The organism is Stenotrophomonas sp. STK16_22 (genome assembly GCF_051984505.1).
Lineage (GTDB): Bacteria > Pseudomonadota > Gammaproteobacteria > Xanthomonadales > Xanthomonadaceae > Stenotrophomonas > Stenotrophomonas maltophilia_A.
The window spans coordinates 1810068-1836332 of sequence record NZ_CP196972.1 but is presented as its reverse complement, the minus strand read 5'-3'; the positions used below and the strand labels follow the sequence as shown (position 1 = coordinate 1836332).

At 66.9% G+C, this 26265-nt stretch carries 22 protein-coding genes; 9 read left to right on the top strand and 13 right to left on the bottom strand.

The features are described from left to right. Window positions 1–103: 103 nt before the first annotated feature. Entirely contained in the window at window positions 104–493 is a 390-nt protein-coding gene (locus tag ACSYAO_RS08490) for a c-type cytochrome (protein WP_005413034.1), read from the top strand. A gap of 9 nt (window positions 494–502) precedes the next feature. Further along, window positions 503–964 (top strand): c-type cytochrome, encoded by a 462-nt coding sequence (locus ACSYAO_RS08485; RefSeq protein ID WP_005409273.1) that lies wholly within the window; start codon window positions 503–505, stop codon window positions 962–964. 181 nt (window positions 965–1145) lie between these two features. Here ACSYAO_RS08485 and ACSYAO_RS08480 read toward each other — a convergent pair whose 3' ends face one another. Both ACSYAO_RS08480 and ACSYAO_RS08475 read right to left on the bottom strand, forming a co-directional pair. Next, window positions 1146–3029: an ATP-binding cassette domain-containing protein gene (locus ACSYAO_RS08480; RefSeq protein WP_005409272.1), complete on the bottom strand. Its 1884-nt coding sequence runs from the start codon at window positions 3027–3029 to the stop codon at window positions 1146–1148. Between the two features lie 150 nt (window positions 3030–3179). Further along, window positions 3180–4055 (bottom strand): LysR family transcriptional regulator, encoded by an 876-nt coding sequence (locus ACSYAO_RS08475; protein WP_099490225.1) that lies wholly within the window; start codon window positions 4053–4055, stop codon window positions 3180–3182. A 102-nt stretch (window positions 4056–4157) separates the two neighbouring features. Here ACSYAO_RS08475 and ACSYAO_RS08470 point away from each other — a divergent pair, with 102 nt between their 5' ends. Both ACSYAO_RS08470 and dbpA read left to right on the top strand, forming a co-directional pair. Continuing rightward, window positions 4158–5237, top strand: a complete 1080-nt coding sequence (locus ACSYAO_RS08470) for a YeiH family protein (protein WP_012479937.1) — start codon at window positions 4158–4160, stop codon at window positions 5235–5237. 152 nt (window positions 5238–5389) lie between these two features. After that, complete coding sequence (gene dbpA / locus ACSYAO_RS08465; protein WP_012479936.1) at window positions 5390–6766, top strand: ATP-dependent RNA helicase DbpA; 1377 nt, start codon at window positions 5390–5392, stop codon at window positions 6764–6766. A gap of 174 nt (window positions 6767–6940) precedes the next feature. Here dbpA and ACSYAO_RS08460 read toward each other — a convergent pair whose 3' ends face one another. The 4 genes from ACSYAO_RS08460 to ACSYAO_RS08445 all read right to left on the bottom strand — a co-directional run bounded on the left by ACSYAO_RS08460 (window position 6941) and on the right by ACSYAO_RS08445 (window position 10878). Beyond that, window positions 6941–7477, bottom strand: a complete 537-nt coding sequence (locus tag ACSYAO_RS08460; RefSeq protein ID WP_005413028.1) for an adenine phosphoribosyltransferase — start codon at window positions 7475–7477, stop codon at window positions 6941–6943. Between the two features lie 720 nt (window positions 7478–8197). Continuing rightward, a complete protein-coding gene (locus ACSYAO_RS08455; RefSeq protein ID WP_005409267.1) occupies window positions 8198–9763 on the bottom strand; it encodes a protein adenylyltransferase SelO in 1566 nt (521 codons plus the stop codon). A 32-nt stretch (window positions 9764–9795) separates the two neighbouring features. Next, a complete protein-coding gene (locus ACSYAO_RS08450) occupies window positions 9796–10485 on the bottom strand; it encodes a glutathione S-transferase family protein (protein WP_005409266.1) in 690 nt (229 codons plus the stop codon). 183 nt (window positions 10486–10668) lie between these two features. Next, the gene (locus ACSYAO_RS08445; RefSeq protein ID WP_004153307.1) at window positions 10669–10878 is read right to left on the bottom strand and encodes a cold-shock protein; all 210 of its coding nucleotides are present in this window, start codon (window positions 10876–10878) and stop codon (window positions 10669–10671) included. Between the two features lie 301 nt (window positions 10879–11179). On the opposite strand from ACSYAO_RS08445, the gene ACSYAO_RS08440 reads away from it, so the two are divergent. Continuing rightward, entirely contained in the window at window positions 11180–11668 is a 489-nt protein-coding gene (locus tag ACSYAO_RS08440; RefSeq protein WP_076739227.1) for a YaiI/YqxD family protein, read from the top strand. A 6-nt stretch (window positions 11669–11674) separates the two neighbouring features. Here ACSYAO_RS08440 and ACSYAO_RS08435 read toward each other — a convergent pair whose 3' ends face one another. Continuing rightward, on the bottom strand, window positions 11675–12553 hold the full coding sequence (locus ACSYAO_RS08435) for a pseudouridine synthase (RefSeq protein WP_076739228.1): 879 nt from the start codon (window positions 12551–12553) through the stop codon (window positions 11675–11677). A gap of 125 nt (window positions 12554–12678) precedes the next feature. Here ACSYAO_RS08435 and ACSYAO_RS08430 point away from each other — a divergent pair, with 125 nt between their 5' ends. The 3 genes from ACSYAO_RS08430 (at window position 12679) to ACSYAO_RS08420 (ending at window position 16569) form a co-directional block, all read left to right on the top strand. Continuing rightward, window positions 12679–13227 (top strand): YaeQ family protein, encoded by a 549-nt coding sequence (locus ACSYAO_RS08430; protein ID WP_005409263.1) that lies wholly within the window; start codon window positions 12679–12681, stop codon window positions 13225–13227. After that, the gene (locus ACSYAO_RS08425) at window positions 13224–14408 is read left to right on the top strand and encodes an NAD(P)/FAD-dependent oxidoreductase (RefSeq protein WP_076739229.1); all 1185 of its coding nucleotides are present in this window, start codon (window positions 13224–13226) and stop codon (window positions 14406–14408) included. Before ACSYAO_RS08430 ends, ACSYAO_RS08425 begins: the two co-directional genes overlap by 4 nt. 91 nt (window positions 14409–14499) lie before the next feature. Beyond that, entirely contained in the window at window positions 14500–16569 is a 2070-nt protein-coding gene (locus tag ACSYAO_RS08420) for an EAL domain-containing response regulator (RefSeq protein WP_005413024.1), read from the top strand. A 107-nt stretch (window positions 16570–16676) separates the two neighbouring features. Here ACSYAO_RS08420 and fabV read toward each other — a convergent pair whose 3' ends face one another. The 6 genes from fabV to queA all read right to left on the bottom strand — a co-directional run bounded on the left by fabV (window position 16677) and on the right by queA (window position 24391). Next, window positions 16677–17936, bottom strand: coding sequence for an enoyl-ACP reductase FabV (fabV, locus tag ACSYAO_RS08415; RefSeq protein ID WP_076739230.1), 1260 nt, complete (start codon window positions 17934–17936; stop codon window positions 16677–16679). A 686-nt stretch (window positions 17937–18622) separates the two neighbouring features. Then, the gene (secF, locus tag ACSYAO_RS08410; protein WP_005409259.1) at window positions 18623–19603 is read right to left on the bottom strand and encodes a protein translocase subunit SecF; all 981 of its coding nucleotides are present in this window, start codon (window positions 19601–19603) and stop codon (window positions 18623–18625) included. Between the two features lie 16 nt (window positions 19604–19619). Beyond that, on the bottom strand, window positions 19620–21476 hold the full coding sequence (secD, locus tag ACSYAO_RS08405) for a protein translocase subunit SecD (protein ID WP_043035689.1): 1857 nt from the start codon (window positions 21474–21476) through the stop codon (window positions 19620–19622). A 61-nt stretch (window positions 21477–21537) separates the two neighbouring features. Then, window positions 21538–21882 carry a preprotein translocase subunit YajC gene (gene yajC / locus ACSYAO_RS08400; RefSeq protein WP_005409257.1) on the bottom strand — a complete coding sequence of 115 codons (345 nt, stop codon included), beginning with the start codon at window positions 21880–21882 and terminating at the stop codon, window positions 21538–21540. 133 nt (window positions 21883–22015) lie between these two features. Then, window positions 22016–23146: a tRNA guanosine(34) transglycosylase Tgt gene (gene tgt, locus ACSYAO_RS08395; RefSeq protein WP_005409256.1), complete on the bottom strand. Its 1131-nt coding sequence runs from the start codon at window positions 23144–23146 to the stop codon at window positions 22016–22018. 177 nt (window positions 23147–23323) lie between these two features. Beyond that, window positions 23324–24391: a tRNA preQ1(34) S-adenosylmethionine ribosyltransferase-isomerase QueA gene (queA, locus tag ACSYAO_RS08390; RefSeq protein WP_012479927.1), complete on the bottom strand. Its 1068-nt coding sequence runs from the start codon at window positions 24389–24391 to the stop codon at window positions 23324–23326. A gap of 211 nt (window positions 24392–24602) precedes the next feature. Between queA and ACSYAO_RS08385 the strand changes: the two genes are divergently transcribed. Beyond that, complete coding sequence (locus tag ACSYAO_RS08385) at window positions 24603–26099, top strand: aminotransferase class III-fold pyridoxal phosphate-dependent enzyme (RefSeq protein ID WP_076739231.1); 1497 nt, start codon at window positions 24603–24605, stop codon at window positions 26097–26099. The last annotated feature ends 166 nt before the right edge of the window (window positions 26100–26265 follow it).

Genomic DNA, 26265 nt, shown 5'->3' with positions numbered 1-26265 from the left:
GTCGGCCCGACCCCATTTCAGCTAGATGAAACCTGAGGCTATACTCGGGGCGTTCCGTACCCCACGCCGGAACGACCAGACCCGAATCCCCGGAAACGACACCATGCGCCCGCAGCCGCTCGCCGCTTGTCTCGCTCTGGCCGTCCTCCTGCCCCTTGGGGCCGCCGCACAGCCCGCTCCTGCTCCTGCCACACCCGCTCCGGCCCCGGCTCCTGCCGCCGCGCCGGCGCCTGCCGCGCCCACCGGCAACTTCGACAATGGCCGCGTGCTGGCCTACACCTGCCAGGGGTGCCACGGCATCACCGGCTACAAGAACGCCTACCCCAGCTACCGGGTGCCGAAGATCGGCGGCCAGACCCAGCAGTACCTGGCCCAGGCCCTGACCGAGTACCGCCAGGGCAAGCGCCGGCATCCGACGATGCAGGCGCAGTCGATGAGTTTCAGCGAACAGGAGATCGCCGATCTCTCTGTTTACCTGTCCACCGTCAAGTAAGGCCCGCCCATGTCGAAAGCCGCGCATCCGCTGCGTCACGCCATCGCCCTGTCCGTTGCCCTGCTGCTGGCGGCCTGTTCACAGTCGCAGGTGGAAAACAGCGAGAAATCCGCCGCCGACCCGGGCCATGCCAGTGGCGAACACGGCTCTTCTTCTTCGGCTGGCCTGCCTGCAGGTCGCGAGGCCGCCGGTGAAGCCCGCGCCAAGGTGAAGGGCAAGGCCACCAACCAGAGCTGCATCGACTGCCACGGGGCCGATGGCAATGCGCCGATCGATCCGACCTATCCGAAGCTGGGTGGGCAGTACGGTGACTACCTGGCGCATGCGCTGCAGGCCTACCGCGCCGGTGACCGCCAGCACATGTTGATGACGCCACAGGCGAAGGACCTGAGTGATCAGGACATCGCCGATCTGGCGGCGTATTTCGGCAGCCGGCCGAGCCAGCTGCGGGATCTGCACGGGGTCAAATGACCGCAGGCCCCGGTGGGTGCGGATCGTTGATTGGTGGGTGCGGACCGTTGGTCCGTACGCAGGTGTAACCGGCTTCGGTGGGTGCGGTCCTTGGTCCGCACTGATGCCACCATCCACGCATGGCGTGGATCTACTGATTCTCGACTCGATCAATCGGCGCACTTCTGGCGCCGACCGATACTCAGCCTTCCAGCTCTTCCCAGCGCGCGTAAGCGGCATCCAGCTCGGCCTGCACCTTGGCCAGCTGCTGGGTGTGCGCGGTCACTTCGGCGCTGCTGCGGGTGTAGAACGACGGGTCGTTCATCGCCGAGGTCAGGCCTTCGACATCGCCTTCCAGCTTCTCGATGGTCTTCGGCAGCTGCTCCAGTTCGCGCGCTTCCTTGTAGGCCAGCTTGCGCTTGGGTGCGGCAGGTGCTGCGGTAGCCGGGGTGGCCGGCGCAGCGGCCGCCGGCTTGGCGGCAGGGGCCGCGGCAGGCGCTGCGATGCTGGCCGCATAACGCTGCCAGTCGCTGTAGCCCCCTACGTACTCGCCGATCACGCCGTCGCCTTCCATCACCAGCGTGGAGGTCACCACGTTGTCGATGAAGTCACGGTCGTGGCTGACCAGCAGCAGCGTACCGGTGTACTCGCCCAGCAGCTCTTCCAGCAGCTCCAGGGTTTCCACGTCCAGGTCGTTGGTCGGTTCGTCCATCACCAGCAGGTTGGACGGCTGCGCGAACAGCTTGGCCAGCAGCAGGCGGTTGCGCTCGCCACCGGACAGGCGGGTAATCGGCGCACGCGCGCGTTCCGGGGTGAACATGAAGTCCTGCAGATAGGCATGCACATGCTTGCGCTTGCCGTTGAACTCGAGGAAATCGCGGCCTTCGGCGACGTTCTCGATCGCGCTCCAGTCTTCGCGCAGCACCGCGCGGTACTGGTCGAAATACGCGATCTGCAGGTTGGTGCCGGCGTTGACTTCGCCCTTGGCCGGCTGCAGTTCGCCCAGCAGCAGCTTGAGCAGCGTGGTCTTGCCGCTGCCGTTGGGACCGATCAGACCGATGCGGTCGCCGCGCATGATGGTGGTGGTGAAATCGCGGACCATGGTGCGCTCGCCGAAGGCGAACGAAATGTCCTTGACATCGATGACCTTCTTGCCGGAACTGACGCCCTGTGCGGCTTCCATCTTGACGTTGCCGCTGAGGTCGCGACGCTGCGAACGCTCCACGCGCATCGCCTTCAGGCGGCGCACGCGGCCTTCGTCGCGGGTGCGACGGGCCTTGATGCCCTGCCGGATCCAGACTTCTTCCTGCGCCAGCAGCTTGTCGAAGCGGGCGTTTTCCTGCGCCTGCGCATTGAGGCGTTCCTCGCGGCGGCGCTCGTAGTTGGCCCAGTCGCCTGGCCAGCTGGTGACCTGGCCGCGGTCGATCTCGACGATGCGGGTGGCCAGGGCACGCAGGAAGCGACGGTCATGGGTGACGAACACCACGCTGCCGCTCCAGCCCTTCAGGAACGCTTCGAGCCAGTCGATGGCCTCGATGTCCAGGTGGTTGGTCGGTTCGTCCAGCAGCAGCACATCGGGGCTGGACACCAGCGCGCGGGCGAGCAGCACGCGGCGCTTCATGCCGCCGGACAGGCGGCCGAACTCGGCCTCGCCATCCAGGTCGAGCTTGGTCAGGGTTTCGCTGACGCGCTGGTCCAGGCCCCAGCCGTTGGCGGCATCGATCTTGGCCTGCACGTTGCCGAGGGCTTCGCCATCGAAGACTTCGGCATGGCTGAGGTGGTGGAATTCGGCCAGCCACTGGCCCAGCTCGCCAAGGCCGTCGGCGACGACGTCGAACACCGAGCCGGCCGCGCCGTGCGGCACTTCCTGCTCCAGGCGGGTGACGCGCACGCCCTGCTGCACGCGGACTTCGCCGTCATCGGGCTTGTGGTCGCCGGACAGCAGCTTGAGCAGGGTGGATTTGCCGGCGCCGTTGCGGCCGATCAGGGCGATGCGTTCGCCCGGCTCGATCGACAGTTCGGCCTTTTCCAGCAACAACGGGCCGCCGACGCTGAAGTCGACGTTCTGCAGAGTAATCAGAGGCATCCGGATATTGTACGGGTTGGGGGCGTCGGCCGGGTTGCACCCGGCACCCGCGGTAGTGCCGGCCGCTGGCCGGCAACTTCAACGGCAACGTCAAAAGCTGGTTTCCTGTGGGATGGCGGGATGGTTGGAATCGACTGGGGATCTGATGGCTTATTCCACGTCCCCCAGCAGCGCCTGCAACCCCGGCAGCCACTGCTTGCCGGGATGCCGTACCAGCCACAGCGTGCGCTGCAGGGCCGGCAGCGGGGTTTCGAGCACGCGCAGGCGGCCCAGGGCCAATGGCTCTTCCAGCGCGTGACGCGAAAGACAGGCCAGGCCGAGGCCGGCGATGGCGGCCTGCTTGATTGCTTCGGTATTGCCCAGCTGCAGGGTCTGGGCGAAGCCACGCAGGTGCGGCAGCAGCGCCTGTTCGACGGCTTCGCGGGTGCCGGAGCCGGGCTCGCGCAGCAGCCAGCGTGCGCGACGCAGTTCGTCCAGCGACCAGCTGGCGGGGGCATCGGCGGCAGCAACGATCACCAGTGGGTCCTGCTGCCAGGCGGTCATCTGCAGGCCGCGCTCGTGGCACGGGCCTTCGATCAGGCCGGCGTCCACGTCCAGGCGCTGCACGGCAGCGACCACGCCGGCACTGTTGTCGATGCGCAGGTCGACCTCGGCCTGCGGCGCCTGCCGCAGCAGTTCGGCGATGCGTGGCGGCAGCAGGTAATTGCCGATGGTGGTGCTGGCGGCCAGCACCAGCCGCAGCGGTGCCCCCTGCGATGGGTCGCCGCCGGCGGCCAGCTGCCGCTCCAGGTCGGCGGCGTTGACCAGCAAGGTGCGCGCCGGCTCCAGCAGTGCGCGGCCGTGCCCGTTCAGCGCCAGGCGGCGGCCGATGCGGTCGAACAGCGGGGTGCCGAAGTGCGCCTCCAGCTCCTGCAGGGCGGCGCTGCTGGCCGACTGCGAGAGCGCAATGGCCTGGCCGGCAGCGGTGGTGCTGCCATGGTCGGCGATGGCGACGAAAACCTGCAGCTGGCGCAAGGTCAGGCGCATGGCACTTACCTTCTTGATGGGTAGGTTTCACCCATATTATTCGTTTTACAGGTCAGCGACAGACGCGCACGCTTGCCCCATCACTCAAGCCCTGCCCCTGCCATGAATGCCCCTGCCCTCTCCCCCTGGTCCCTGCCCGCCTTGCGCCAACGCTGGCAGCCGCGTCTGCCCGGCCTCGTGCTGGTAGGCCTGATCGCGGCGGCGTCGCTGTATCTGGCCGAGCTTCCGTGGCTCCAGGCGCACGGCTTGAGCGCGCTGACCGTGGCGATCGTCGCCGGCATCGTGGTCGGCAACACCTTCTACCCGCGGCTGGCACCGGGCAGCGCGGCCGGTGTCGGCTTTTCCAAGCACTGGCTGCTGCGCGCCGGCATCGTGCTGTACGGGTTGCGCCTGACCTTCCAGGACATCGGCCATGTCGGCGTCACTGGCGTGCTGATGGACGTGCTGGTGGTTGCCAGTACCTTCGGCCTCGCCTGCTGGCTGGGCGTGCGCGTGTTCAAGATGGAGCGCGAGGCAGCCATGCTGATCGGCGCTGGCAGCGCGATCTGCGGTGCGGCAGCGGTGATGGCCGCCGAGCCGGTGGTGCGTGGCCGCGCTGCGCATGTCACCGTCGCGGTCTCGACGGTGGTGGTGTTCGGCACGCTGGCGATGTTCCTGTACCCGGCGCTGTATGCGCTGGTGCAGTCGCACGGCTGGCTGGCGATGGACGCGCGGCAGTACGGCCTGTTCACCGGTGCGACGGTGCATGAAGTGGCACAGGTGGTGGCGGCCGGCCGTGCGGTCAACGAAGCGGCAGCTGACACGGCGGTGATCACCAAGATGGTGCGGGTGATGCTGCTGGCGCCGTTCCTGATCGCGCTGTCACTGTGGCTGGCGCGTGGCGGCAAGGCCAGCGCCGATGGCAGCAAGGCGCGCATCGTGGTGCCGTGGTTCGCGTTCGGTTTCGTGGCCGTGGCCGGTTTCAACTCGCTGCATCTGCTGCCGGCCGGCCTGCAGGCCGGGCTGGTGCAGCTGGACACGGTGCTGTTGGCGATGGCGATGGCCGCGCTGGGCCTGACCACCCACGTCTCGGCGCTGCGCCAGGCAGGCCTGAAGCCGCTGCTGCTGGCACTGATTCTGTTCGCCTGGCTGCTGTTCGGCGGCCTGGCAATCCACCAGGGTGTGCTGGCGGTGCTGGGCTGATCAGGAGCGTGCCGACCAGGGGCGGCACATACCAGTAGATCCACGCCGTGCGTGGATGACGACTCCGACGGGGTCAGAGCCCTTTCCTGCGGAAAGGGATCCGTCCCCACCCCATTAGGCGGGACCGGCCGTGCAGGCAGGTACAATGCGCCATGACTGACTTCTCGACCCTGCCGCTGAGCCCGGCCCTGCAGCCCGGCCTGGATGCCCTCGGCTATACCACCCTCACCCCCGTGCAGGCGCAGAGCCTGCCGGCCATCCTGAATGGCCGCGATGTAATCGCACAGGCACCCACCGGCAGCGGCAAGACCGCCGCCTTCGGCCTGGGCCTGCTGCAGTCCATCGACCCCAGCCTGATCCGCGTGCAGGCGCTGGTGCTGTGCCCGACCCGCGAACTGGCCGACCAGGTCGGCAAGCAGATCCGCAAGCTGGCCACCGGCATCCCCAACCTGAAGCTGTTGCTGCTGGTCGGCGGCGTGCCGCTGGGCCCGCAGCTGGCCTCGCTGGAAGGCCATGACCCACACGTTGTGGTCGGCACGCCCGGCCGCGTGCAGGAGCTGGCACGCAAGCGCGCGCTGAATCTTGGCGCGGTGCGCACGCTGGTGCTGGACGAGGCCGACCGCATGCTCGACATGGGCTTCGAGGAGCCGATCCGCGAGATCGCCGGCCGCACCCACAAGGACCGCCAGAGCCTGCTGTTCTCGGCCACCTTCCCCGACAGCATCCGCGCCATGGCGCGTGACCTGCTGCGCGATGCGGTGGAAGTGACCGTGGAAGGCGCCGACCAGGCACCGGCCATCCGCCACCTGTTCTGCGAGGTGGAACCGGCGCATCGCCAGAAGGCGCTGGCCGGCCTGCTGCTGAAGTACACGCCGGAATCGGCGGTGGTGTTCTGCAACACCCGCAAAGACGTGGACGAAGTAGCCAACTCTCTGCAGCAGTTCGGCTTCTCCGCGCTTGCCCTGCATGGCGACATGGAACAGCGCGACCGCGAGGAAGTGCTGTTGCTGCTGGCCAACCGCAGCTGCAACGTGCTGGTGGCCAGCGACGTGGCCGCACGTGGCCTGGACGTGGAAGATCTGGCGGCAGTGATCAATTACGAGCTTCCGACCGACGTGGAAAGCTACCAGCACCGCGTCGGCCGTACCGGCCGTGCCGGTGCCAGTGGCCTGGCGATCAGCCTGGTGGCCGGCCGCGAGAAGACCCGCGCCGAAGCCATCGAAGCGCAGATGGGGCAGCCGCTGGACTGGCAGAAGACGCCGCTGGCAACCTCGCGCCCGGCCGAACTGCCGCAGGCCGCGATGCGCACGCTGCGGATCGACGGTGGCAAGACCGACAAGCTGCGCCCAGGCGACATCCTCGGTGCGCTGACCGGTGATGCCGGCCTGTCGAGCAAGTTCATCGGCAAGATCGCGATCTTCCCGACCCGCTCCTACGTGGCGATCGCGCGCGAGCAGGCCAACAAGGCCGTGGCGAAACTGGAAGCCGGCAAGATCAAGGGCCGTCGTTTCCGCGTGCGGATGATGTGATTGAAGCAGCGTTGCCAACCACGGTTGGCAATGATCTGACCTGGTAGTGGCCAACCTTGGTTGGCCCATCCGTGGCGTCAATCGCGAAAAGCGCTGCCAACCAAGGTTGGCAACTACCGGTTCCCGGCCATTCGCTCTGGTAGATGCCAACCTTGGTTGGCACCTGCCCTTCGATCAGAACACGAGTTCGGTGTGCAGCGGCAGATCCGATTCCCAGCGGGCGCGACCACCCAGGCCGTCCAGTTCGACCAGTACGCCGGCACCGACCACGTCAACGCCCAGGCGGCGCACCAGCGACAGCGCAGCGACCAGCGTGCCGCCGGTGGCCAGCACGTCGTCGATGATCGCCACGCGGGCCCCGGCCGGCAGGGCGTCGGCGTGCACTTCGATGCAGTCACTGCGGTATTCCAGCGTGTATTCCTCGCGCAGCACCTGTCCCGGCAGCTTGCCCGGCTTGCGCACCGGCACGAAGCCCACGCCCAGTTCCAGCGCCATCGCGGCGCCGAGGATGAAGCCACGCGATTCGATACCGATCACCGCGTCCAGCTTCTGGTCGCGCCAACGGTCGGCCATCGCGGTGATGGCACCGCGGAAGTCCTCGCCATGGGCGAGCAGCGGCATGATGTCCTTGAAGAGGATGCCGGGCTTGGGGAAGTCGGCGATGTCGCGCAGTCGGGAGGCCCACTGCGGAGCGACGAGGGCGTCGGTCATGTCACATTGGCTATCTGATGGCGGCATAGGGTACCTGTTCCGGGCGCCGCCTGCCTGTTGGGGGTGTTCGGCCGGGCTGCGCCCGGCACCTGCGGTAGTGCCGGCCGCTGGCCGGCAACCTCAACGGCAACAGCAAGGGCAACAGCAACAGCAAGGGCAACAGCGGGTTTCCTGTGGGATGACGGGGTGGGTCCGGTTGCGGGAGACGCCGTAAACCCGTCCGTGGGGGCTTGGCCGCGGCTTGCTCGTGTGCGCTGTCCTGCGCACACGGCAAGACCGGGGTTGGGCGTCCTGCCCAACCCGCCCGAGGCATGCCTCGGGCCCATGCCGCGGACACTCCCGCAACCGGACCCACCCCGCCTTCGACAGTTTCCTGCGATCTGTCGTAGATCCACGCCATGCGTGGATGAATCTCTATCGAAATCGAACATTTCGAGAATTGAACGAAGAGCATCCACGCATCGCGTGGATCTACCGTGTCGACCAAGGTCGACACCTACCCACAGCCGCGGGAATCTGTCGGAGGTGGGGCGGTGTGGGGCTGCAGGACCGTTGGCGCCATGGATGGCGCCATCGAGCCCCCATGGACGGGTTTACGGCGTGTCCTGCAGCCCCGCACCGTCCCGCCAGACCATCAGCAATCCAGAGCCGCTTTGGCTTTGGCCGTTGCTTGTGCGGTGGCCTCTGCAGGTGCAGGGCGCAGCCCTGCCGCCCCCCCCCTCAGGAACTGCAGGACAGCATCGAGCAGCCAGCGCGGTTGTCTGCCCACGCCGGGCGCTTGCCGGCGAAGTGTTCCAGCCCCGCACGCTCGGTGTATGGATCGCGCAGCACGTCCTGCAGTGCGTGAACACCGCCGAGGTCACCCTGCTCTGCGCGGTCGATCGCCTCCTGGGCCAGCCAGTTGCGCAGCACATACAGCGGATTGGCTTTGGCCATCTTCGCCGCGCGCTCACTGGCCGAAAGTGGATCGGCCTGCAACCGCGCCGCGTAGTCCTGCAGCCACTGCTGCAACGGCGCCTGCACCGCCTGCTGGCGCGACTCGTCGTAGTACACCGCATCCAGCACGCCCACGTCTGGCGCCGCTGGATCAACCCGCATCAGCGCACGCCAGGCCAGGGTCATATCCATGCCGCCGTCCTGCATCAGCTGCTGCCAGCGCTGGTAGAGCCCCAGGTCGTCATCGTCGGCGGCAGCCAGGCCCAGCTTGGCTGCGGCATCGCGTCGGGTGCAGGCCACGAAGGTGGACTGGTAGGCCGCCAGACCGGCCTGCAGCTGCGCCACATCGGCAAACAACGGCGACAGCGCCTGCGCCAACCGGCTCAGGTTCCAGTACGCCACCTGCGGCTGGGTACCGAAACGATAACGGCGGCCCTGCGCGTCGGTGGTGTTCGGCGTCCAGTCCGGGTCGAAGTCCTCGACCCAGCCGTAAGGACCGTAATCGAGCGTGAGGCCGAGCACGGACAGGTTGTCGGTGTTCATCACGCCATGCACGAAACCGACGCGCATCCAGTGCGCGATCATCTCGGCAGTGCGCACCGCGATCTGCGCGAACCAGTCGCCGTACAGCGCCTCACCCTGCCCTTCGAGCTCCGGAAAGTCGCGGGCGATGCACGCGTCGACCAGCTGCCGCAACAAGGCAGTTTCGCCGCGTGACGCTGGCAGTTCGAATGAACCAAAGCGCAGGAACGAGGGCGATACCCGGCACACGATGGCGCCGGGCTCGGCACGCGGGTGGCCGTCGTAGAACATGTCGCGTACCACGTCTTCGCCGGTGCCGACCAGCGACAGCGCGCGCGTGGTCGGTACGCTCAGGTGATGCATCGCTTCGCTGCACAGGAATTCACGGATGGATGAGCGCAGCACTGCGCGGCCATCAGCACCCCGCGAATACGGCGTGGGACCGGCACCCTTCAGCTGCAGTTCCCAATGACGGCCATCCGGTGCGACCAGTTCGCCCAGCGAGATCGCGCGGCCGTCGCCGAGCTGGCCCGCCCAGTGGCCGAACTGATGGCCACCGTAATTGGCCGCCCACGGCTGCATGCCGGCGTACAGCGCATTGCCGCCGAACACCCGCGCGAAGCCTTCGCTTTCGACTTCAGCGGTATCGAAGCCGAGCATCGCGGCGACGTCCGGCGCCCAAGCCAGCAGCGTAGGCGCCGTCACTGGAGTCGGCATCACCGGCGACCAGGCCGCGCCCAGCACTTCGCGGCGGCGCGGGCCGGATTCGGGGTCGCCCGGCAGGGTGTGCAGCAGGCGGTTGTCGAAACGGGGGCTGTCGGTATCCATGGTGCTGAAGATGGGGACGACCGCCGCCCGCCTCAATTGCCGCTGAGCGCCTGCAGATGACCGCCGTGGGCCTCTGCACGCTGGTAGGCCGGGCGCTCGCCGATACGCTTGAGGAAGCCACGCAGCGCCGGCTTGTCGTCGAGGCCACCGCCGCGCGCGGCGGCCGCCTGGATCGGGAAGCTCATCTGGATGTCGGCCGCACTGAAGCGTTCGCCGGCGAACCATGGGCTTTCAGACAGGCGGCGCTCCATCCAGTCCAGGTGCAGTCGTCGCTGCGGGCCGATGAAGCCACGCTCGGCCTTGTCGGCGATGCTGCGCGCAATCGGGCGGGCGAAGAACGGCATCGGCGCGTTGCGGATGCGGCCCATCACCAGGGTCAGCAGCAGCGGCGGCATCGCCGAGCCTTCGGCGTAGTGCAGCCAATAGCGGTAGGCAATGCGCTCGGCGCCATCGGCCGGCATCGGTGACGGCGACAGCTGGCGTTGGGTGTCGTAGCGGTCTGCGAGGTAGTCGAGGATCGCGCCGGACTCGGCCAGTACCAGCTCGCCATCCTGCAGCACCGGCGACTTGCCCAGCGGATGCACGTTACGCAGTTCGGGCGGTGCCAGCAGCGTCTTCGGATCGCGGGGATAACGGCGCAGTTCGTAGTCCAGCCCCAGCTCCTCCAGCATCCACAGCACACGCAGGGAACGGGAGTTTTCCAGGTGGTGGACGATGCGCATGGGGATGATCCTTGGGGAGGCCTGCATCGTACCGCGCCAGCTGCATGCCCTTTGTAGAGTCGAGCGTGCTCGACTGCTTTCCAGAGACAGTCGAGCAATCTCGACTCTACAAAGCAGCAGGCAATAAAAAACGCCGGAAGCTTTCGCTTCCGGCGTTCTGGCTACCAAACGGTAGCAGACGGATTAGACCGCCTGCACCTGGTCAGCCTGCATACCCTTCTGGCCCTGGACGGCGATGAAGGTAACCTTCTGGCCTTCCTGCAGGGTCTTGAAGCCGGTGCCCTGGATGGCACGGAAGTGCACAAACAGGTCCGGGCCGCTTTCCGGGGTGATGAAGCCGAAGCCCTTGGCGTCGTTGAACCACTTGACGGTGCCGGTCTGACGATCAGACATTTGACTAACTCCTGAAACACATGTTGAAAAAATCGCAGCCACCGGGTATCGGGGCCGAGACTGAGTTGCAGGCGTTGGTAAAGCGGATCGATGAGCGGATCGTGAGATCAACTGCACCAGGCCACGATTCACGGTGACCCTAGCAAACACAGTGGGACGAACGATACGCGTGTTTTCTGCAAAAAGCGATAGCCCGGACGTTCATCGGCTGGCCCCGCCCGCTAGACGTGACAAGGGCTGGCAGCCGATCGAGGCTAACCCCGAGTCCCCATTCAGGATTTTCCTACCCTACACTGGGTAAATGACTGAAGCTGAAACCCAAGCTGAACCCGCCCTCCCCCGCATCTGGGTGGACGCGGACGCCTGCCCCACCGTCATTCGCGACATCCTGTTCCGTGCCGCTGAACGCGTTGGCATCGAACTGACCCTGGTTGCCAACCAGTGGATCCGCACCCCGCCCTCACGCTGGCTGCGTTCGATCCAGGTGCCGCAAGGCCTGGACGTGGCCGACAGCGCCATCGTCGAACGGGTCGCTTCCGGAGACCTGGTCGTCACCCAGGACATCCCGCTGGCCGCGCTGGTGCTGGAGAAGAAGGCCGTGGCGCTGAACCCGCGCGGCCAGCTGTACACGCCGAACAACATGGCCGAGCGGCTGTCGATGCGCAATTTCATGGAAGAACTGCGCGGCGCCGGGGTCCAGACCGGCGGCCCGCCGCCACTGGGCCAGCGCGACCGGCAGCTGTTCGCCGCCGAGCTGGACCGCTGGCTGGCGCGGCGCCCGGCCCGCTGACCCGCGCTAGCCGCCCTGCTCCATTCGGCACAGGCGGCGCTGGCTGCTGAACCGCCGTGGCTCCCCGCTCAATGGGTCATCGAAGGCCAGCCCCTGCGCCAGCAGCTGCAGGGGCGACTCGAACGTGTCATCCCGGCGCGGCCTCAGCTGCGGGTAAAGGTCGTCGCCCTCGATCGGTGCGCCCAGCGCGGCCATGTGCACGCGCAGCTGATGCTTGCGACCGGTTTCCGGCTTCAGCCGGTAGCGCCAGACCGGCCCTTCGGCCTCGATCGGCTCGATCAGGCTGCGCGCATTGGGCTCGCCCGGCACTTCGGCCATGCGGAAGAACGGCTCCCCCGGCACCAGACGGCTGTCCCGCTGCAACGGAAACGCCAGCCCGGGCAGCGCCGGTGCCAGCGCCTCATAGGTCTTCTCGATGCGCCGCTCGCGGAACAGCCGCTGATAGGCATCACGCGTGGCCGCCTGGGTCGAGAACAGCACCAGGCCGGCGGTCAGCCGGTCCAGGCGGTGCAACGGCGCCAGTTCGGTGTTGCCGGTGCGTGCGACCAGGCGCGACAGCAGGGTTTCGCGCACATACCCACCGGCCGGCGTTACCGGCAGGAAGTGCGGCTTGTCGGCCACCAGCAGGTGCGCATCCAGATGCAGGATGGTCTCGGCGAAGGGAATCACCGGCTCGTCGGCAACCTCGCGGAAGTACTGGATTTCCAGCCCCACCTGCCAGGGCATGTCCGGCGCCAGTGCCCTGCCCTGCGCATCCTGCACACGGCCTCGGGCGAAGCGGTCCTGCCATCGCGCGCGACCGATGCGCGGGAAACGCGCGCACAGGCCATCGAGCAGGCTGGGCCAGTGGCCGGGTGGCAGCTGCAGGTGGCTGGGCAGGGTCATGGCGTCCATTCCGGCCACGGGAAAGAGCGCCAAGAGTGCCACCGTTGACACTGCGCAGACAGCGCGGCAACGGACACCCTTGGAGCAAACCTCTATCATTGACGTCTTTAGTCCACGGATCCCCCATGGCTCTTACCGCCACCATCCGCAAGGCCGAACTGCAGATCAGCGACATGGATCGCGGCTACTACGCGACCCACAACCTGACCCTGGCCCAGCACCCGTCCGAGACCGACGAACGATTGATGGTGCGCCTGCTCGCCTTCGCGCTGAACGCCGGCGACCGCCTGGAATTCGGCCGCGGCCTGAGTACCGACGATGAGCCGGACCTGTGGGAACACGACTACACCGGCGACATCCTGCAATGGATCGACCTGGGCCATCCCGACGAATCCCGCATCCGCAAGGCCAGCAACCGCAGCCGACAGGTGCAGGTGGTCAATTACGGCGGCAACGCCTCGGAGATCTGGTGGGGCAAGCAGGGCAAGGGCCTGGCGCGCTTCGACAACCTGTCGGTGGTTGACCTCGATGGTGCCTTCGTCGAACTGTGGGGCCAGCAGATCCAGCGCGCGATGCGCTGGAGCGTACTTATCCAGGACGGTGAAGTGCAGCTGCTCAACGATCAGATGCAGCTCGACGTGGTCCCGAACTGGCGCAAGCGCGCCAAGGCATGAGCACGATCCGTTGCGACGTGGTGGTCATCGGCGCCGGCGCGGCCGGGCTGATGACCGCGATCACGGCTGGCCAGCGCGGCCGCCAGGTGCAGGTGATCGACCATGCCAACAAGGTCGGCAAGAAGATCCTGATGTCCGGCGGTGGCCGCTGCAACTTCACCAACACCGGCACCACCCCGGCCAACTTCCTGTCGGCCAACCCGCACTTCTGCAAATCGGCGCTGGCGCGCTACACGCCCTGGCACTTCATCGAGCTGGTCAGCAAGCACGGCATCGCCTATCACGAAAAGGAGCTGGGCCAGCTGTTCTGCGACATCTCGTCCAAGCAGATCGTGAAGATGCTGGTGGACGAATGCCAGGAGGCCGGTGCCCAGATCCGCACCGAATGCAGCGTGCAGCGCATCGAGCACGGCAGCGACGGGTTCCGCGTGCACACCACGCAGGGCCTGTTCCACTGCGCCTCGCTGGTGGTTGCCACCGGCGGCCTGTCGATTCCGAGCATGGGCGCCACCGGCTTTGGCTACGAGATTGCTCGCCAGTTCGGCCATCAGGTGCTGCCGACCCGCGCCGGGCTGGTGCCGCTGACGCTCAGCGGCAAGCACCAGGAACGGCTGGCTGATCTGAGTGGTGTCGCCCTGCCGATCGAGGCGCGCTGCAACGGCAAGAGCTTCCAGAACTTCATGCTGCTGACCCATCGCGGCGTGAGCGGCCCGGCGATCCTGCAGATCTCCTCGTTCTGGCAACCCGGCGATGCGCTGGAGCTGGACCTGCTGCCCGGCCAGGATGCCGGCGAGTGGCTGCGCCAGATGAAGCGCGAGCGCCCGGCCGCCGAGCTGCGCACGGTGCTGGCCGAGGTACTGCCGAAGCGGCTGGCGCAGCGCCTGTGCGAGCACTGGCTGCCCGACCGGCCTGTGCGCCAGCTGGACGAGCCGGTGCTGCGCCAGGCCGCGCAGCTGCTGGGCGCGTTCCCGCTGGTGGCCAGCGGCACCGAGGGCTATCGCACCGCCGAAGTCACCCTGGGCGGCGTGGATACCGCTGAGGTGTCGTCCTCGACAATGGAATCCAAGCGCGTACCCGGCCTGCATTTCGTCGGCGAGGTGCTGGATGTGACCGGCTGGCTGGGCGGCTACAACTTCCAGTGGGCCTGGGCCAGCGGCCACGCGGCCGGTGGCGTGGTGTGAACCAGATCGCCGTTCGATGCGTGCAAGGGGCGCGCGCATGGACGGTTCGCCGCGCATCGTGTATCTAGATTCGCAGATTGGGGAGCAGTGCATGCAGAACGCGAACGACATCACCATCCGCCTGCTGATCGTCGATGACAGCGGCGAGAATGCCGAAGCCATCGTCAGCACGCTGCGCAACAGCGGCATCGCGGTGCGCCCTTGGCGTCCGCAGGATGCGGCCGAGCTGTCCCAGGTGCTGTCCAGCCAGGCCATCGACCTGGTGCTGGCGTCCCCCTCGCAAGGCATCCCGCTGCCGCTGGTGGCCCAGCACATCGCCGCCAGCGGCAAGGACATTCCGCTGGTGCTGCTGGCCGATCGCATCGACGAGGACGAGCTGGTGCAGGCCAGCAGCCACGGCATCCGTGCCCTCGCCCTGCGCCAGCGCTCCGAGCATCTGTTGGCCGTGGTCCGCGACCAATGGGTGGACCTGCAGGCCCGTCGCGGCCTGCGCCGCATCGAAGCGCAGATGCGCGAGACCGAGCGCCGCTGCGATGCGCTGATCGCCTCTTCGCGCGATCCCATCGCCTACGTGCACGAAGGCATGCACATCCGTGCCAACGATGCCTACCTGGAAATGTTCGGCTACGAGCAGTTCGACGACATCGAAGGCATCTCGCTGCTGGACATGGTCGCCGCGCAGCATGTGGAAGGCTTCAAGCAGCTGCTGAAGGGCCTGAGCCGTGGCGAGGCGCCGCCGCCGCAGTACCAGCTCGATGCCCGCCACGAGGATGGCAGTACGTTCGCGGCAACCATGGAATTCACCGCCGCCACCTACGAAGGCGAATCCTGCCTGCAGGTGGTGCTTCGCCGCCGCATGGAGTTCGATCCGGAGCTGGCCCGCGAGGTCGAGGACCTGCGCCAGCGCGATCAGGTCACGGGCCTGCTCAACCGCCCGACCTTCATGCTGCAGCTGGAAAGCGCAGTGGCACAGGCCGGGCGCAGCGAAGGCCAGTTCGGCCTGCTGCTGATCGAGCCGGACCACTACGCGCGCCTGCTGCCGGACATCGGCCTGGCCTCGGCCGACGCGCTGATCGGCGCCCTTGCCGGCCTGCTGGCCGAGGTCGTTGGCGAGGACGCGCAGCTGGCCCGCTTCGGCGAACACAATTTCGCCGTACTGCAGGCCGGGCCCTACGCGCAGACCGTGGCACTGGCCGAGCGCATCCGCGAAGCGTATGCAGCGCATGTGTTCAGCATCGGCGCGCGCTCGGCCACGGTGACGGTCAGCATCGGTGGCGTGCAGGTGGGCGAGAAGATCGCCAGCATCGGCCAGGTGCTCGCACGCGCCAGCGAGTGCACGCATGCCGCCGCCGAACTGGGCAATACCTGCCGCATCTTCGACCCGGCTGCGGCCGACCGCGTCGAGGAAGAACGCGTGCTGCGCTGGGTCACCCGTATCCGTGAAGCACTGGCCGGCGACGGCTTCCAGCTGCACTACCAGCCGGTGCTGAACCTGCAGGGCGAGCCGCTGGAGCTGTACGAGGCCTACCTGCGCCTGGAGCACAACGGCGAACTGCTGAGCCCGACCGCCTTCCTGGGCATCGCCGAGGAGTACGGCCTGCTGGCGGAGATCAACCGCTGGGTGGTTTCGCAGGCCATCGCCGTACTGGGTCAGCGCGCACGCCAGGGCCACGCCACCCAGGTACTGGTGAAGGTGACGCCGGAATCGTTCGACGACCCCGAGATGATCGCCACCCTGCGGCGCGAGCTGCAGGCGCAGGGCGTGCCCGGCGAACGGCTGTGGCTGCATGCGCCGGAAGCGAAGGTGTTCACCCACCTGCGCAGTGCGCAGCAGTTCCTTGCCGAAGTGGCGCCACTGGGCTGCCGCATCGGGCTGGAGCAGTTCGGTTCGGGATTGGACTCGTTCCAGCTGCTCGCCCACTTCCAGCCGCAGTTCCTCAAGCTGGACCGCGGTTTCACCAGCGATCTGGCGGCCACCCGCGAGAACATCGACCGCATCAGCCAGATCACCGCACGCGCGCAGGAGGCCGGCATCCGCACCATCGCCGAGTTCGTCAGCGACGCCAATTCGATGACCCTGCTGTTCAGTGCCGGCGTGGATTACGTGCAGGGCGATTTCGTCGGCCCGGCGCTGCCGGAGATGGGGTTCGAGTTCGGGTGACCGCGGTAGTGCCGGCCGCTGGCCGGCAGCCTTTGGTACCCAGGGTTGCCGGCCAGCGGCCGGCCCCACCAAAAGAGAAGGCCGGCTTTCGCCGGCCTTTTCATTGATCAGGTCATGTCGACCAGATTATCGATCTTCACGTCCGGATTGACGTCGGCCTCGTAGTCGACACCCTCCACGCCAAAACCGAACAGGCGCAGGAAGTCGGCCTTGTAGCCGGCCAGGTCGCTGATCTCGTACAGGTTCTCGTTGGTGACCTGCGGCCACAGCGCGACCACCTTGCCCTGCACGTCTGCCGCCATTTCCTTGTAGTCGGCACGCAGGCGGCCTTCCTCGTCGACCAGCGCGACGGTATGGCCATCGCCATCGACCAGATCGTGGCGCAGGCGATCGATCGCCACGCCGTCGGCCTTGCCGCCGTAGAGGATGTCGTACAGCACGTCCAGCTGCTCGATGCAGCCTTCGTGGGTGCCCTTTTCCTTCATCACCTTGAACAGCAGCGACAGGTAGAGCGGCATGGTCGGAATGGCCGAGCTGGCCTGGGTGACCACGGCCTTCAGCACCGACACGCGCGCGTCGCCGCCGATTTTCGCCAGCTTCTCGCGCAGGCCCAGCACCTTGGTGTCCAGGTCCTTCTTGGCGGCGCCGATCGAGCCGTTCCAGTAGATCGCCTGGGTGATCTCTTCGCCCACGTAGGTGAAGGCCGTGGTGGTGCAGCCGTTGGCCAGCACGCCGGCGTCGGCCAGCGCGTCGATCCACATCTGCCAGTCTTCGCCACCCATCACCGCGACGGTGCCAGCGATCTCTTCCGGGGTAGCCGGCTGCAGGGTGGTTTCCGTGATTACTTCCTTGTCGGTATCCAGGCCGCGCAGGGTGATCGGCTCGCCGATCGGCTTCAGCGTGGAGCTGATGACTTCACCGATCTTGGGGTGCTTGCGACGCGGCGCCGCCAAGCTGTAGACGACCTGGTCGACCTGGCCGAGATCGGCCTTGATCATTTCGATAGTCTTCGCCTTCACTTCATCGGAGAAGGCATCGCCGTTGATGCTCTTGGCGTACAGGCCGGCTTCGTCGGCGTACTTGTGGAACGCGGCCGAGTTGTACCAGCCCGCGGTGCCCGGCTTGGATTCGGTACCCGGGCGCTCGAAGAAAATGCCCAGGGTCGCGGCGCCGCTGCCGAAGGCAGCGGTGATGCGCGCAGCCAGGCCGTAGCCGGTGGAGGCGCCGATCACCAGCACGCGCTTGGGGCCGTTCTGGATCGGCGGACGCGCGCGGATGTAGTCGATCTGCTGCTTGACCGCGGCCTCGCAGCCGGTCGGGTGGGTGGTGACGCAGATGAAGCCGCGGACGCGCGGTTTGATGACCATGGATACCTCGGGTTGGCAGATGCGGCGCACGGGGCGCTCAGCAGGAATACGGGCGCGCGCCTGCGCGCGCGAACCGCAGGATCGTAGTGCGCGGGGGCCGAATGCACAACCGACGCTGGCGTAGGGTGGTGTTTCTTTTGCAGGGTTGCACCCTGCACCCGCAGAGGCCTGAGCAACGGCCAGAGCCAGAGCAACGTCAAAAGCTGGGTTCCTGGGGGTGGGCGGGGTGGGTCCGGTTGAGGGGGACGCTGCAAGTACGTCCATGTAAGCTCGGTCGCCGCATCCATGCGGCTCACGCCCCCTCAACCGGACCCACCCCGCCTTCGACAGACTTCCGCGATCTGTTGGAACGGCGTGCGGCCTTGGTAGGTGTCGACCTTGGTCGACACGGTTGAATTCATTCGATATCTGACAGATGTGTCGACCAAGGTCGACACCTACCGACAGCCGCAGGAATCTGTCAAAGGTGGGGCGGTGTCGGAGTGCGGGGTGTCAGCCGCATGGATGCGGCTGCCAAGCCTACAGGGACGTACTTGCGGCGCCCCCGCACTCCGACACCGCCCCACCAATCCACGGAATGCCCGCTGTTGCTGTTGCTGTTGCCTCTGCAGGTGCAGGGCTGCAAGCCCTGCCAACAAAAAACCCCGCTTGCGCGGGGTTCTCTGTGTGCTGCGTGCAGCAGGCGTTTACGGGCGACGGGCCAGGGCCTCGACGTCCTTCGCCTTCGGCAGCAGGTCCTGCTTGCTGACGCGCAGGAAACCGATCGTCAGCATCGGCACCGCCACCAGGATCGAGGACAGCACCACGATCACCGCACCGATCATGTGCGTCTCGGCCAGGCCTTCCATCGAGCTGCCGCCGTACATGTACAGGGCCAGCGCCGACAGGAAGAACATGACCGCGGTGATCACCGTACGCGACAGCGTCTGGTTGATCGAACGGTTCAGCACTTCCATCGAGTCCACGCGCAGGCTGCGGAAGTTCTCGCGGACGCGGTCGAAGACCACGATGATGTCGTTGATCGCAAAGCCCATCACCGACAGCAGGCCGGCCAGCACGGTCAGGTCGAACTCACGACCCAGCAGGGACACGTAAGCGACCGTCACGATCAGGTCGAACATCGCCACGATGCTGGCGGTGACCGCGAACTTCCACTCGAAGCGCACTGCGATGTAGATCAGGAAGCCGGCCAGCATGAAGATGGTCGCGTACAGGCCATTCATCGCCAGATCCTTGCCGATCTGCGGGCCTACGAACTCGTTGCGCAGCACGGTGGCCTGATTGTCGGCAGAAGACAGCGCCTTCACCACGGCGGCAGCGGTGGCCTTGTCCTCGGCGGCGGCGTCACCGGTACCCGGCGCATGCTCACCGTGCGGGGCCAGGCGGATCAGCAGGTCGGTGTTGCCACCGACGCTCTGGACCTGGGCGCCCTCAAAGCCACTCTGCTCGAGCTTGTTGCGGACCTGCTCGACGTCCACCGGCTTGTCGAAGCGGGCTTCGATCAGGGTGCCGCCGGTGAAGTCCAGCGCATAGTTGAAGCCCTTGATGCCGATGATGGCGACCGAGGCCAGGAACACCACGATGGTGACTGCCATGGCGACATGGCGCCAGCGCATGAAGTCGATCTTGGTGTCGTTCGGGAGGATGTGCAGCGGAAACAGTTTCATTGTGCGTGTCGTCCCGTCAGATGGCCACGTTCTGGAGCTTCTTGCGACGGCCGTAGATCAGCGTCGCCAGCGCACGCGACACGGTGATCGCGGTGAACATGGAGGCGAAAATACCGATGATCATGGTCAGTGCGAAGCCCTTCAGCGGACCGGTACCGAATGCGAACAGCGCCACACCGACGATCAGGCCGGTCAGGTTGGCGTCGAGGATGGTGCCCGAGGCACGCTCGTAACCGGTCACGATCGCGGTCTTGCCCGGCACACCGGCACGCAGCTCTTCACGGATACGCTCGTTGATCAGCACGTTGGCGTCCACCGACAGGCCGACCGACAACGCCAGGCCGGCGAAGCCCGGCAGGGTCATGGTCGCGCCAAACAGCGACATCACCGCCACCACGATCAGCAGGTTGAACAGCATCGCGATCGAGGTGATCACACCGAACATGCGGTAGTAGACGCTGAAGAACACCAGGGTGAACAGGAACGCGAACACCACTGCGCGCATGCCGTTCTTGACGTTCTCGGCGCCGAGGCTCGGGCCGACCACACGCTCTTCGACGAAGTCCATCGGCGCGGCCAGCGAGCCGGACTTCAGCAGCTTGGCCAGGTCGTCGGCTTCCTTCTTCTGCAGGCCGGTGGTCTGGAAGTTCTTGCCGAACACGCCGTTGATGTTGGCCACCGAGATCACTTCCTCGTTGACCTTGAAGCCACGCACTTCCTGGCCGTCAACCAGGGTCACGGTCGGCACGCGTTCGGTATACACCACCGCCATCGGCTTGTTCACGTTGGCGCTGGTGAAGTCGAACATGCGCTGGCCGCCGACGTTGTTCAGCGTCACGCTGACCGCCGGGGCACCGCTGGTGGAGTCGGTCACCGCCTGCGCGCCGACCATCTGGTCGCCGGTGACGATCACGCGCTTGTTCAGCAGGATCGGACCGCCGCCGTCACGGCGCTGATAGACCTTCGCTTCCGGCGGGATGCGGCCGGAGTCGATGGCGTCCTGGGCATTGCCCTCGACCACCGCGCGGTATTCCAGGGTGGCGGTGGCGCCGATCATGCGCTTGGCTTCGGCAGTGTCCTGCACGCCGGGCAGCTGCACGACCACGCGGTCGGCACCCTGGCGCTGGATGATCGGCTCGGCCACGCCGAGCTGGTTCACGCGGTTGCGCAGGGTGTTGATGTTCTGCTCGATGGCGCCATTGGCGATCTGCGCGATCTCGGTCTCCGGCACGGTCACCGTGATTCGGTTGCCGCTGACGTCGTAGCCGAGCGTCGGCTGCGCCTTCACCAGCGCCGCACGGGCACGCTGTGCGGCGTCATCACCGGCGGACGGGCTCAGGTTGGCCACGATGCTGTTGTCCGCGCGACGCTCCACCGACTGGTACGCGATGCGCGCGTCACGCAGGGTGCTGCGCACGTCTTCGGTGTAGGCGTCCAGGCGCTTGTCGAGGGCGGCCTTCTGGTCGACCTGCAGCACGAAGTGCACACCACCCTGCAGGTCCAGGCCCAGCACCATCGGGCGACCACCGAGGTTGGCCAGCCAGTCCGGCACGGTCGAGGCCAGGTTCAGGGCCACGGTGTACTTTTCGCCGACGGTGTCGCGCAGGGCGTCGCTGGCAGCGGACTGCGCCTTCAGGTCCGGCAGGCGGACAATCAGGCTTTCCCCTTCCTTCTCGACACCGACGGGGGTGACACCGGCCGTCTTCAGGTCGGCCAGCACACGGTCGCGCAGCGCATCGTCGATCTGCCCGCCACGGTTGGCGGTGATCTGGAGGGCCGGGTCCTTCTGGTAGATGTTGGGCAGCGCGTACAGCGCGCTGAGCGCCAGTACGATCAGGATGACGACGTACTTCCAGCGTGGAAATTCGAGCATTGCTTGGGTCCCGCGCGGCGCCATCCCCGGCGCCGCGGTTGTGCATCGGAAAGGGAGTGGCTTACTGGGCCGACTTCAGGGTACCGGCCGGCAGCACGTTGCCGACAGCGCCCTTCTGCACGCGGATGCGCACGTTGTCAGCCACTTCAATGGTGATGAAGTTGTCGCCGATGTCGGTGACGATGCCGGCGATGCCGCCGTTGGTCAGCACTTCATCGCCACGCTTGATCTTCTCCAGCATGGCCTTGTGCTCCTTCTGCCGCTTCATCTGCGGGCGGATCATCAGGAAGTACATGATGGCGATCAGGATGACCGGGAACAGCAGCGTGGTCAGGCCCATGCCCTGCGGTTGGCCGCCGGCGGCCTGGGCGTGGGCGGCGGGAATCAGGAAAGCAAGCAGGTTCATCGTTGGTCCTTTGGTTGGGCGGCGCTTCAGCCCTTTCACGGGCACGAGGTGTCGACCGCGGATCTGGGTCAGCCTTGAAGTATGCCACGGCCCCGGGCGTTCGTCCTTGGGCCGTTTGGCAGGGGCGTTCGGGTTACAGGGGCGGGGCCACCGCCCCGCGTGCCGCGTAGAAGGACTCGCGGAAGGCCAGGAAGGTTCCCGCCTCGATGGCCGCGCGGATGTCGGCCATCAGCTTTTCGTAATAGAACAGGTTGTGCAGGGTACCGAGCATCGGCGCCAGCATCTCGTTGCAGCGGTCCAGGTGGCGCAGGTAGGAACGCGTGTAACCGCCGGTGCAGGCCACGCAGCCGCAGCCCGGCTCGATCGGGTCCATGTCCCGCGCATACTGGGAATTCCGGATGCGAACGGTGCCGAACGAGGTGAAATAGTGGCCGTTGCGGGCGTTGCGCGTCGGCATCACGCAGTCGAACATGTCCACGCCACGTGCGACACCCTCGACCAGGTCCTCCGGCCGGCCCACACCCATCAGGTAGCGCGGACGGTCGCTTGGCAGCTCCGGGTCCAGGTGGTCGAGCATGGCGTTGCGCTCGTGCTCCGGCTCGCCCACGGCCAGGCCGCCGATGGCATAGCCGTCGAAGCCGATCGCCTGCAGGGCCTCGGCCGAGCGGCTGCGCAGGTCGGTGTGCACGCCGCCCTGGACGATGCCGAACAGGGCCGCGTCATTGCCCAGCTCGTCATGCGCGTTGCGGCTGCGCTGGGCCCAGCGCAGGCTCAGCTCCATCGACCGGCGCGCCACATCCTCGGTGGCCGGGTACGGGGTGCACTCGTCGAAGATCATCACCACGTCCGAATCGAGCACCTTCTGGATCTTCATGCTCTCTTCCGGGCCCAGGAACACACGGGCGCCGTCGGTGGGCGAGGCAAAGGTCACGCCCTGCTCGGTGATCTTGCGGCGGTGGGCCAGCGAGAACACCTGGAAGCCACCGGAGTCGGTCAGGATCGGGCCGTCCCAGCGGCAGAAGCCGTGCAGGCCGCCGTGGTCGGCGATGATGTCCAGGCCCGGGCGCAGGTACAGGTGGAAGGTGTTGCCGAGGATGATCTCGGCGCCCAGCGCACGCACCTGGTCCGGCAGGATGCCCTTGACCGAGCCATAGGTCCCGACCGGCATGAAGGCCGGTGTTTCCACCGTGCCACGCGGGAAGGTCAGGCGGCCACGGCGGGCACGGCCGTCGCGGGTCTGGAGCTGGAACTGCAGTCGGGACATGGAGCGGTCATTCGGGCAAATAGTTGCTCATTGTCTCCCAAAACCGGCTCGACCGCCCATTCAGGCCTGAACGGCACGGCAGTAGAGCCACGCCATGCGTGGCTTTCCTGGTCTCCAGGCACCTGCAAGTGCGCACCAACGGTGCGCACCCACCACAAGCAGGCAGAGGTCAGCGCCCTACCCCGCCTGCGGGAACAGCAGCATCGCGTCGCCGTAGCTGAAGAAGCGGTAGCGCTGCTCGATCGCGTGCCGGTAGGCCTCGAACACGCGCTCCTTGCCGGCGAACGCGGAGATCATCATCAGCAGCGTGCTTTCCGGCAGGTGGAAGTTGGTCACCATCGCGTCGACGCTGCGGATGCGGTAACCCGGGGTGATGAAGATCTGCGTTTCACCGGCAAACGGCAGCAGCTCGCCGTCGCGCATCGCGCTTTCCAGCGCGCGCACCACGGTGGTGCCGACGCCGATCACGCGGCCGCCGGCGGCGCGCGTGCGCCGCACCTGCTGCACCAGCTCGGCACCCACGTTCAGCCACTCGCGGTGCATCACGTGGTCCTTCAGGTCATCGGCACGCACCGGCTGGAAGGTGCCTGCACCCACGTGCAGGGTGACGTGCCCGAACTCCACGCCCTTGTCCTTCAGTGCGGCCAGCAGCGGTTCGTCGAAATGCAGGCCGGCGGTCGGCGCCGCCACCGCCCCCACTTCGCGCGCGAACACAGTCTGATAGCGCTCGCGGTCGTCCACGCCCGGCTCGCGCTGGATGTACGGCGGCAGCGGCAGGCGGCCGGCGTGCAGCAGCCACTGTTCCAGCGATTCCGGCACATGGAACTGCAGTACGTAGAACTCGCCATCGCGGCCCAGCACCTCTGCTTCACCGCCGGCATCCAGCGCGATGCGGCTGCCGGCCTTCGGTGACTTGCTGGCGCCCACCTGGGCACGTGCCTGCTGGCCGCCCAGCAGGCGCTCGATCAGTATCTCCACGCGGCCACCGCTGGCCTTCTGCCCGAACAGGCGCGCCGGGATCACCCGGGTGTCGTTGAACACCAGCAGGTCGCCCGGCTGCAGCAGCGACGGCAGGTCGCGCACCTGCAGGTCGGTGAAGGCATCGGGCGCCGGCGGTACCAGCAGCAGGCGGCTTGCGGAACGTTCGGCCAGCGGGGCCTGCGCGATCAGTTCAGCCGGCAGGTCGTAATGGAAATCGGACTTCTTCAAGGCAGTGGGCGGCAACAGGTCGACAATGGCGCGCATTGTACGTCCAGCGTCTGCGAGCCGGCGTGCTTCGCGGCGAACGTCGCGGAAAATGCTGCTATGCAGCAGGTTTCTGCGGGGTTATCGCGCAAAAAAACAAGTGCTAGCATCGAGCCGGAAGTCCGCTGCACGAGCCTGCCCCCAAGCGCGCGTGATGACGCGCGTTTTGCTTTTGAAGACCCGTGCGACCCATTGTTTCAGGAGATCTGCAATGAGCTTCATCGAACGCCTCGCCCCCCTGCGCAGCCAGCCCGGCACCCGTCTCACCACCGGGCTGGACGATGCCACCCTGACCGCCCTGTCCGCCAACCACCCGCAGCTGATCGCTGCGGTGGACGCCGCTGCCGAGGAGTTCGCGCGCGTGCAGGCCGACCTGGGGCCGCTGCTGGCGCAGGACGAACAGGCGCAGATCGACGCGATGCAGGACGGTTTCGTCAATTTCTATGCCGATGACGCGGTGACCCCGTACGTGGCACTGGCTGCGCGCGGCCCATGGGTGGTCACCCTGAAGGGCGCCGTGCTGTACGACGCCGGCGGCTACGGCATGCTCGGCTTCGGGCACACCCCGGACGCCGTGCTGGAGGCGATGGCCCGCCCGCAGGTGATGGCCAACATCATGACCCCCAGCCTGTCGCAGCAGCGCTTCATCACCGCCCTGCGCGCCGAGATCGGCCACCGCCGTGGCGGCTGCCCGTTCACCCGTTTCATGTGCCTGAATTCCGGTTCCGAAGCGGTCGGCCTGGCGGCCCGCATCGCCGATGTCAACGCCAAGCTGCAGACCGACCCGGGTGCGCGCCACGCTGGCGCTGCGATCAAGCGCGTGGTGGTCAAGGGCAGCTTCCATGGCCGTACCGACCGCCCTGCCCTGTATTCCGATTCCAGCCGCAAGAGCTACATGCAGCACCTGGCCAGCTATCGTGGCGAAGACTCGGTGATCACCGTGGCGCCGTACGACGAAGCCGGCCTGCGCAAGGTGTTCGAGGACGCCGCGCGCAACCAGTGGTTCATCGAGGCGGTGTTCCTGGAGCCGGTGATGGGCGAAGGCGATCCGGGCCGTTCGGTGCCGCCGTCGTTCTATGCCGTGGCCCGCGAACTGACCCGTGCCCACGGCAGCCTGCTGCTGCTCGACTCGATCCAGGCCGGCCTGCGCGCGCATGGCGTGCTGTCGGTGGTCGATTACCCGGGCTTCGAAGGCCTCGACCCGCCGGACATGGAGACCTATTCCAAGGCCCTCAACGCCGCGCAGTACCCGCTGTCGGTGCTGGCGGTGACCGAGCATGCCGCGCAGCTGTACCGCAAGGGCATCTATGGCAATACCATGACCAGCAACCCGCGTGCGCTGGACGTGGCCTGCGCCACCTTGGCCCAGCTGACCCCGCAGGTGCGCGCCAACATCGCCGAACGCGGTGCCGAGGCCGTGCGCAGGCTGGAACAGCTGAAGAACGAGCTGGGCGGGCTGATCACCAAGGTGCAGGGCACCGGTCTGCTGTTCTCCTGCGAGCTGGCCCCGCAGTTCAAGTGCTACGGTGCCAACTCGACCGAGGAATGGCTGCGCCAGCACGGCATCAACGTGATCCACGGCGGCGAGAACTCGCTGCGCTTCACCCCGCACTTCGGCATGGACAGCGAGGAGCTGGACCTGCTGGTGGGCATGGTCGGCCGCGCCCTGCGTGAAGGCCCGCGCCGCGAGCAGGCCGCTGCCGCGTAAGCCTGCTTGGCGTTTGTAGAGTCGAGCCGTGCTCGACTCGGCCTTTGCCGCGATCTGAACGAAGATCAGCCGAGCATGGCTCGGCTCTACAGAAGGGCTCATAATCCAAGGACACCCCGTCCCCGACCGCCCTGCGGTTGGCGACGGGGCGTTTTCGTTTCCGGCC

Coding starts and splice junctions, on each gene's coding strand:
- ACSYAO_RS08490 (WP_005413034.1), top strand. CDS start 104: ATGCGCCCGCAGCCGCTCGCCGCTTGTCTCGCTCTGGCCGTCCTCCTG.
- ACSYAO_RS08485 (WP_005409273.1), top strand. CDS start 503: ATGTCGAAAGCCGCGCATCCGCTGCGTCACGCCATCGCCCTGTCCGTT.
- ACSYAO_RS08480 (WP_005409272.1), bottom strand. CDS start 3,029: ATGCCTCTGATTACTCTGCAGAACGTCGACTTCAGCGTCGGCGGCCCG.
- ACSYAO_RS08475 (WP_099490225.1), bottom strand. CDS start 4,055: ATGCGCCTGACCTTGCGCCAGCTGCAGGTTTTCGTCGCCATCGCCGAC.
- ACSYAO_RS08470 (WP_012479937.1), top strand. CDS start 4,158: ATGAATGCCCCTGCCCTCTCCCCCTGGTCCCTGCCCGCCTTGCGCCAA.
- dbpA (WP_012479936.1), top strand. CDS start 5,390: ATGACTGACTTCTCGACCCTGCCGCTGAGCCCGGCCCTGCAGCCCGGC.
- ACSYAO_RS08460 (WP_005413028.1), bottom strand. CDS start 7,477: ATGACCGACGCCCTCGTCGCTCCGCAGTGGGCCTCCCGACTGCGCGAC.
- ACSYAO_RS08455 (WP_005409267.1), bottom strand. CDS start 9,763: ATGGATACCGACAGCCCCCGTTTCGACAACCGCCTGCTGCACACCCTG.
- ACSYAO_RS08450 (WP_005409266.1), bottom strand. CDS start 10,485: ATGCGCATCGTCCACCACCTGGAAAACTCCCGTTCCCTGCGTGTGCTG.
- ACSYAO_RS08445 (WP_004153307.1), bottom strand. CDS start 10,878: ATGTCTGATCGTCAGACCGGCACCGTCAAGTGGTTCAACGACGCCAAG.
- ACSYAO_RS08440 (WP_076739227.1), top strand. CDS start 11,180: ATGACTGAAGCTGAAACCCAAGCTGAACCCGCCCTCCCCCGCATCTGG.
- ACSYAO_RS08435 (WP_076739228.1), bottom strand. CDS start 12,553: ATGACCCTGCCCAGCCACCTGCAGCTGCCACCCGGCCACTGGCCCAGC.
- ACSYAO_RS08430 (WP_005409263.1), top strand. CDS start 12,679: ATGGCTCTTACCGCCACCATCCGCAAGGCCGAACTGCAGATCAGCGAC.
- ACSYAO_RS08425 (WP_076739229.1), top strand. CDS start 13,224: ATGAGCACGATCCGTTGCGACGTGGTGGTCATCGGCGCCGGCGCGGCC.
- ACSYAO_RS08420 (WP_005413024.1), top strand. CDS start 14,500: ATGCAGAACGCGAACGACATCACCATCCGCCTGCTGATCGTCGATGAC.
- fabV (WP_076739230.1), bottom strand. CDS start 17,936: ATGGTCATCAAACCGCGCGTCCGCGGCTTCATCTGCGTCACCACCCAC.
- secF (WP_005409259.1), bottom strand. CDS start 19,603: ATGAAACTGTTTCCGCTGCACATCCTCCCGAACGACACCAAGATCGAC.
- secD (WP_043035689.1), bottom strand. CDS start 21,476: ATGCTCGAATTTCCACGCTGGAAGTACGTCGTCATCCTGATCGTACTG.
- yajC (WP_005409257.1), bottom strand. CDS start 21,882: ATGAACCTGCTTGCTTTCCTGATTCCCGCCGCCCACGCCCAGGCCGCC.
- tgt (WP_005409256.1), bottom strand. CDS start 23,146: ATGTCCCGACTGCAGTTCCAGCTCCAGACCCGCGACGGCCGTGCCCGC.
- queA (WP_012479927.1), bottom strand. CDS start 24,391: ATGCGCGCCATTGTCGACCTGTTGCCGCCCACTGCCTTGAAGAAGTCC.
- ACSYAO_RS08385 (WP_076739231.1), top strand. CDS start 24,603: ATGAGCTTCATCGAACGCCTCGCCCCCCTGCGCAGCCAGCCCGGCACC.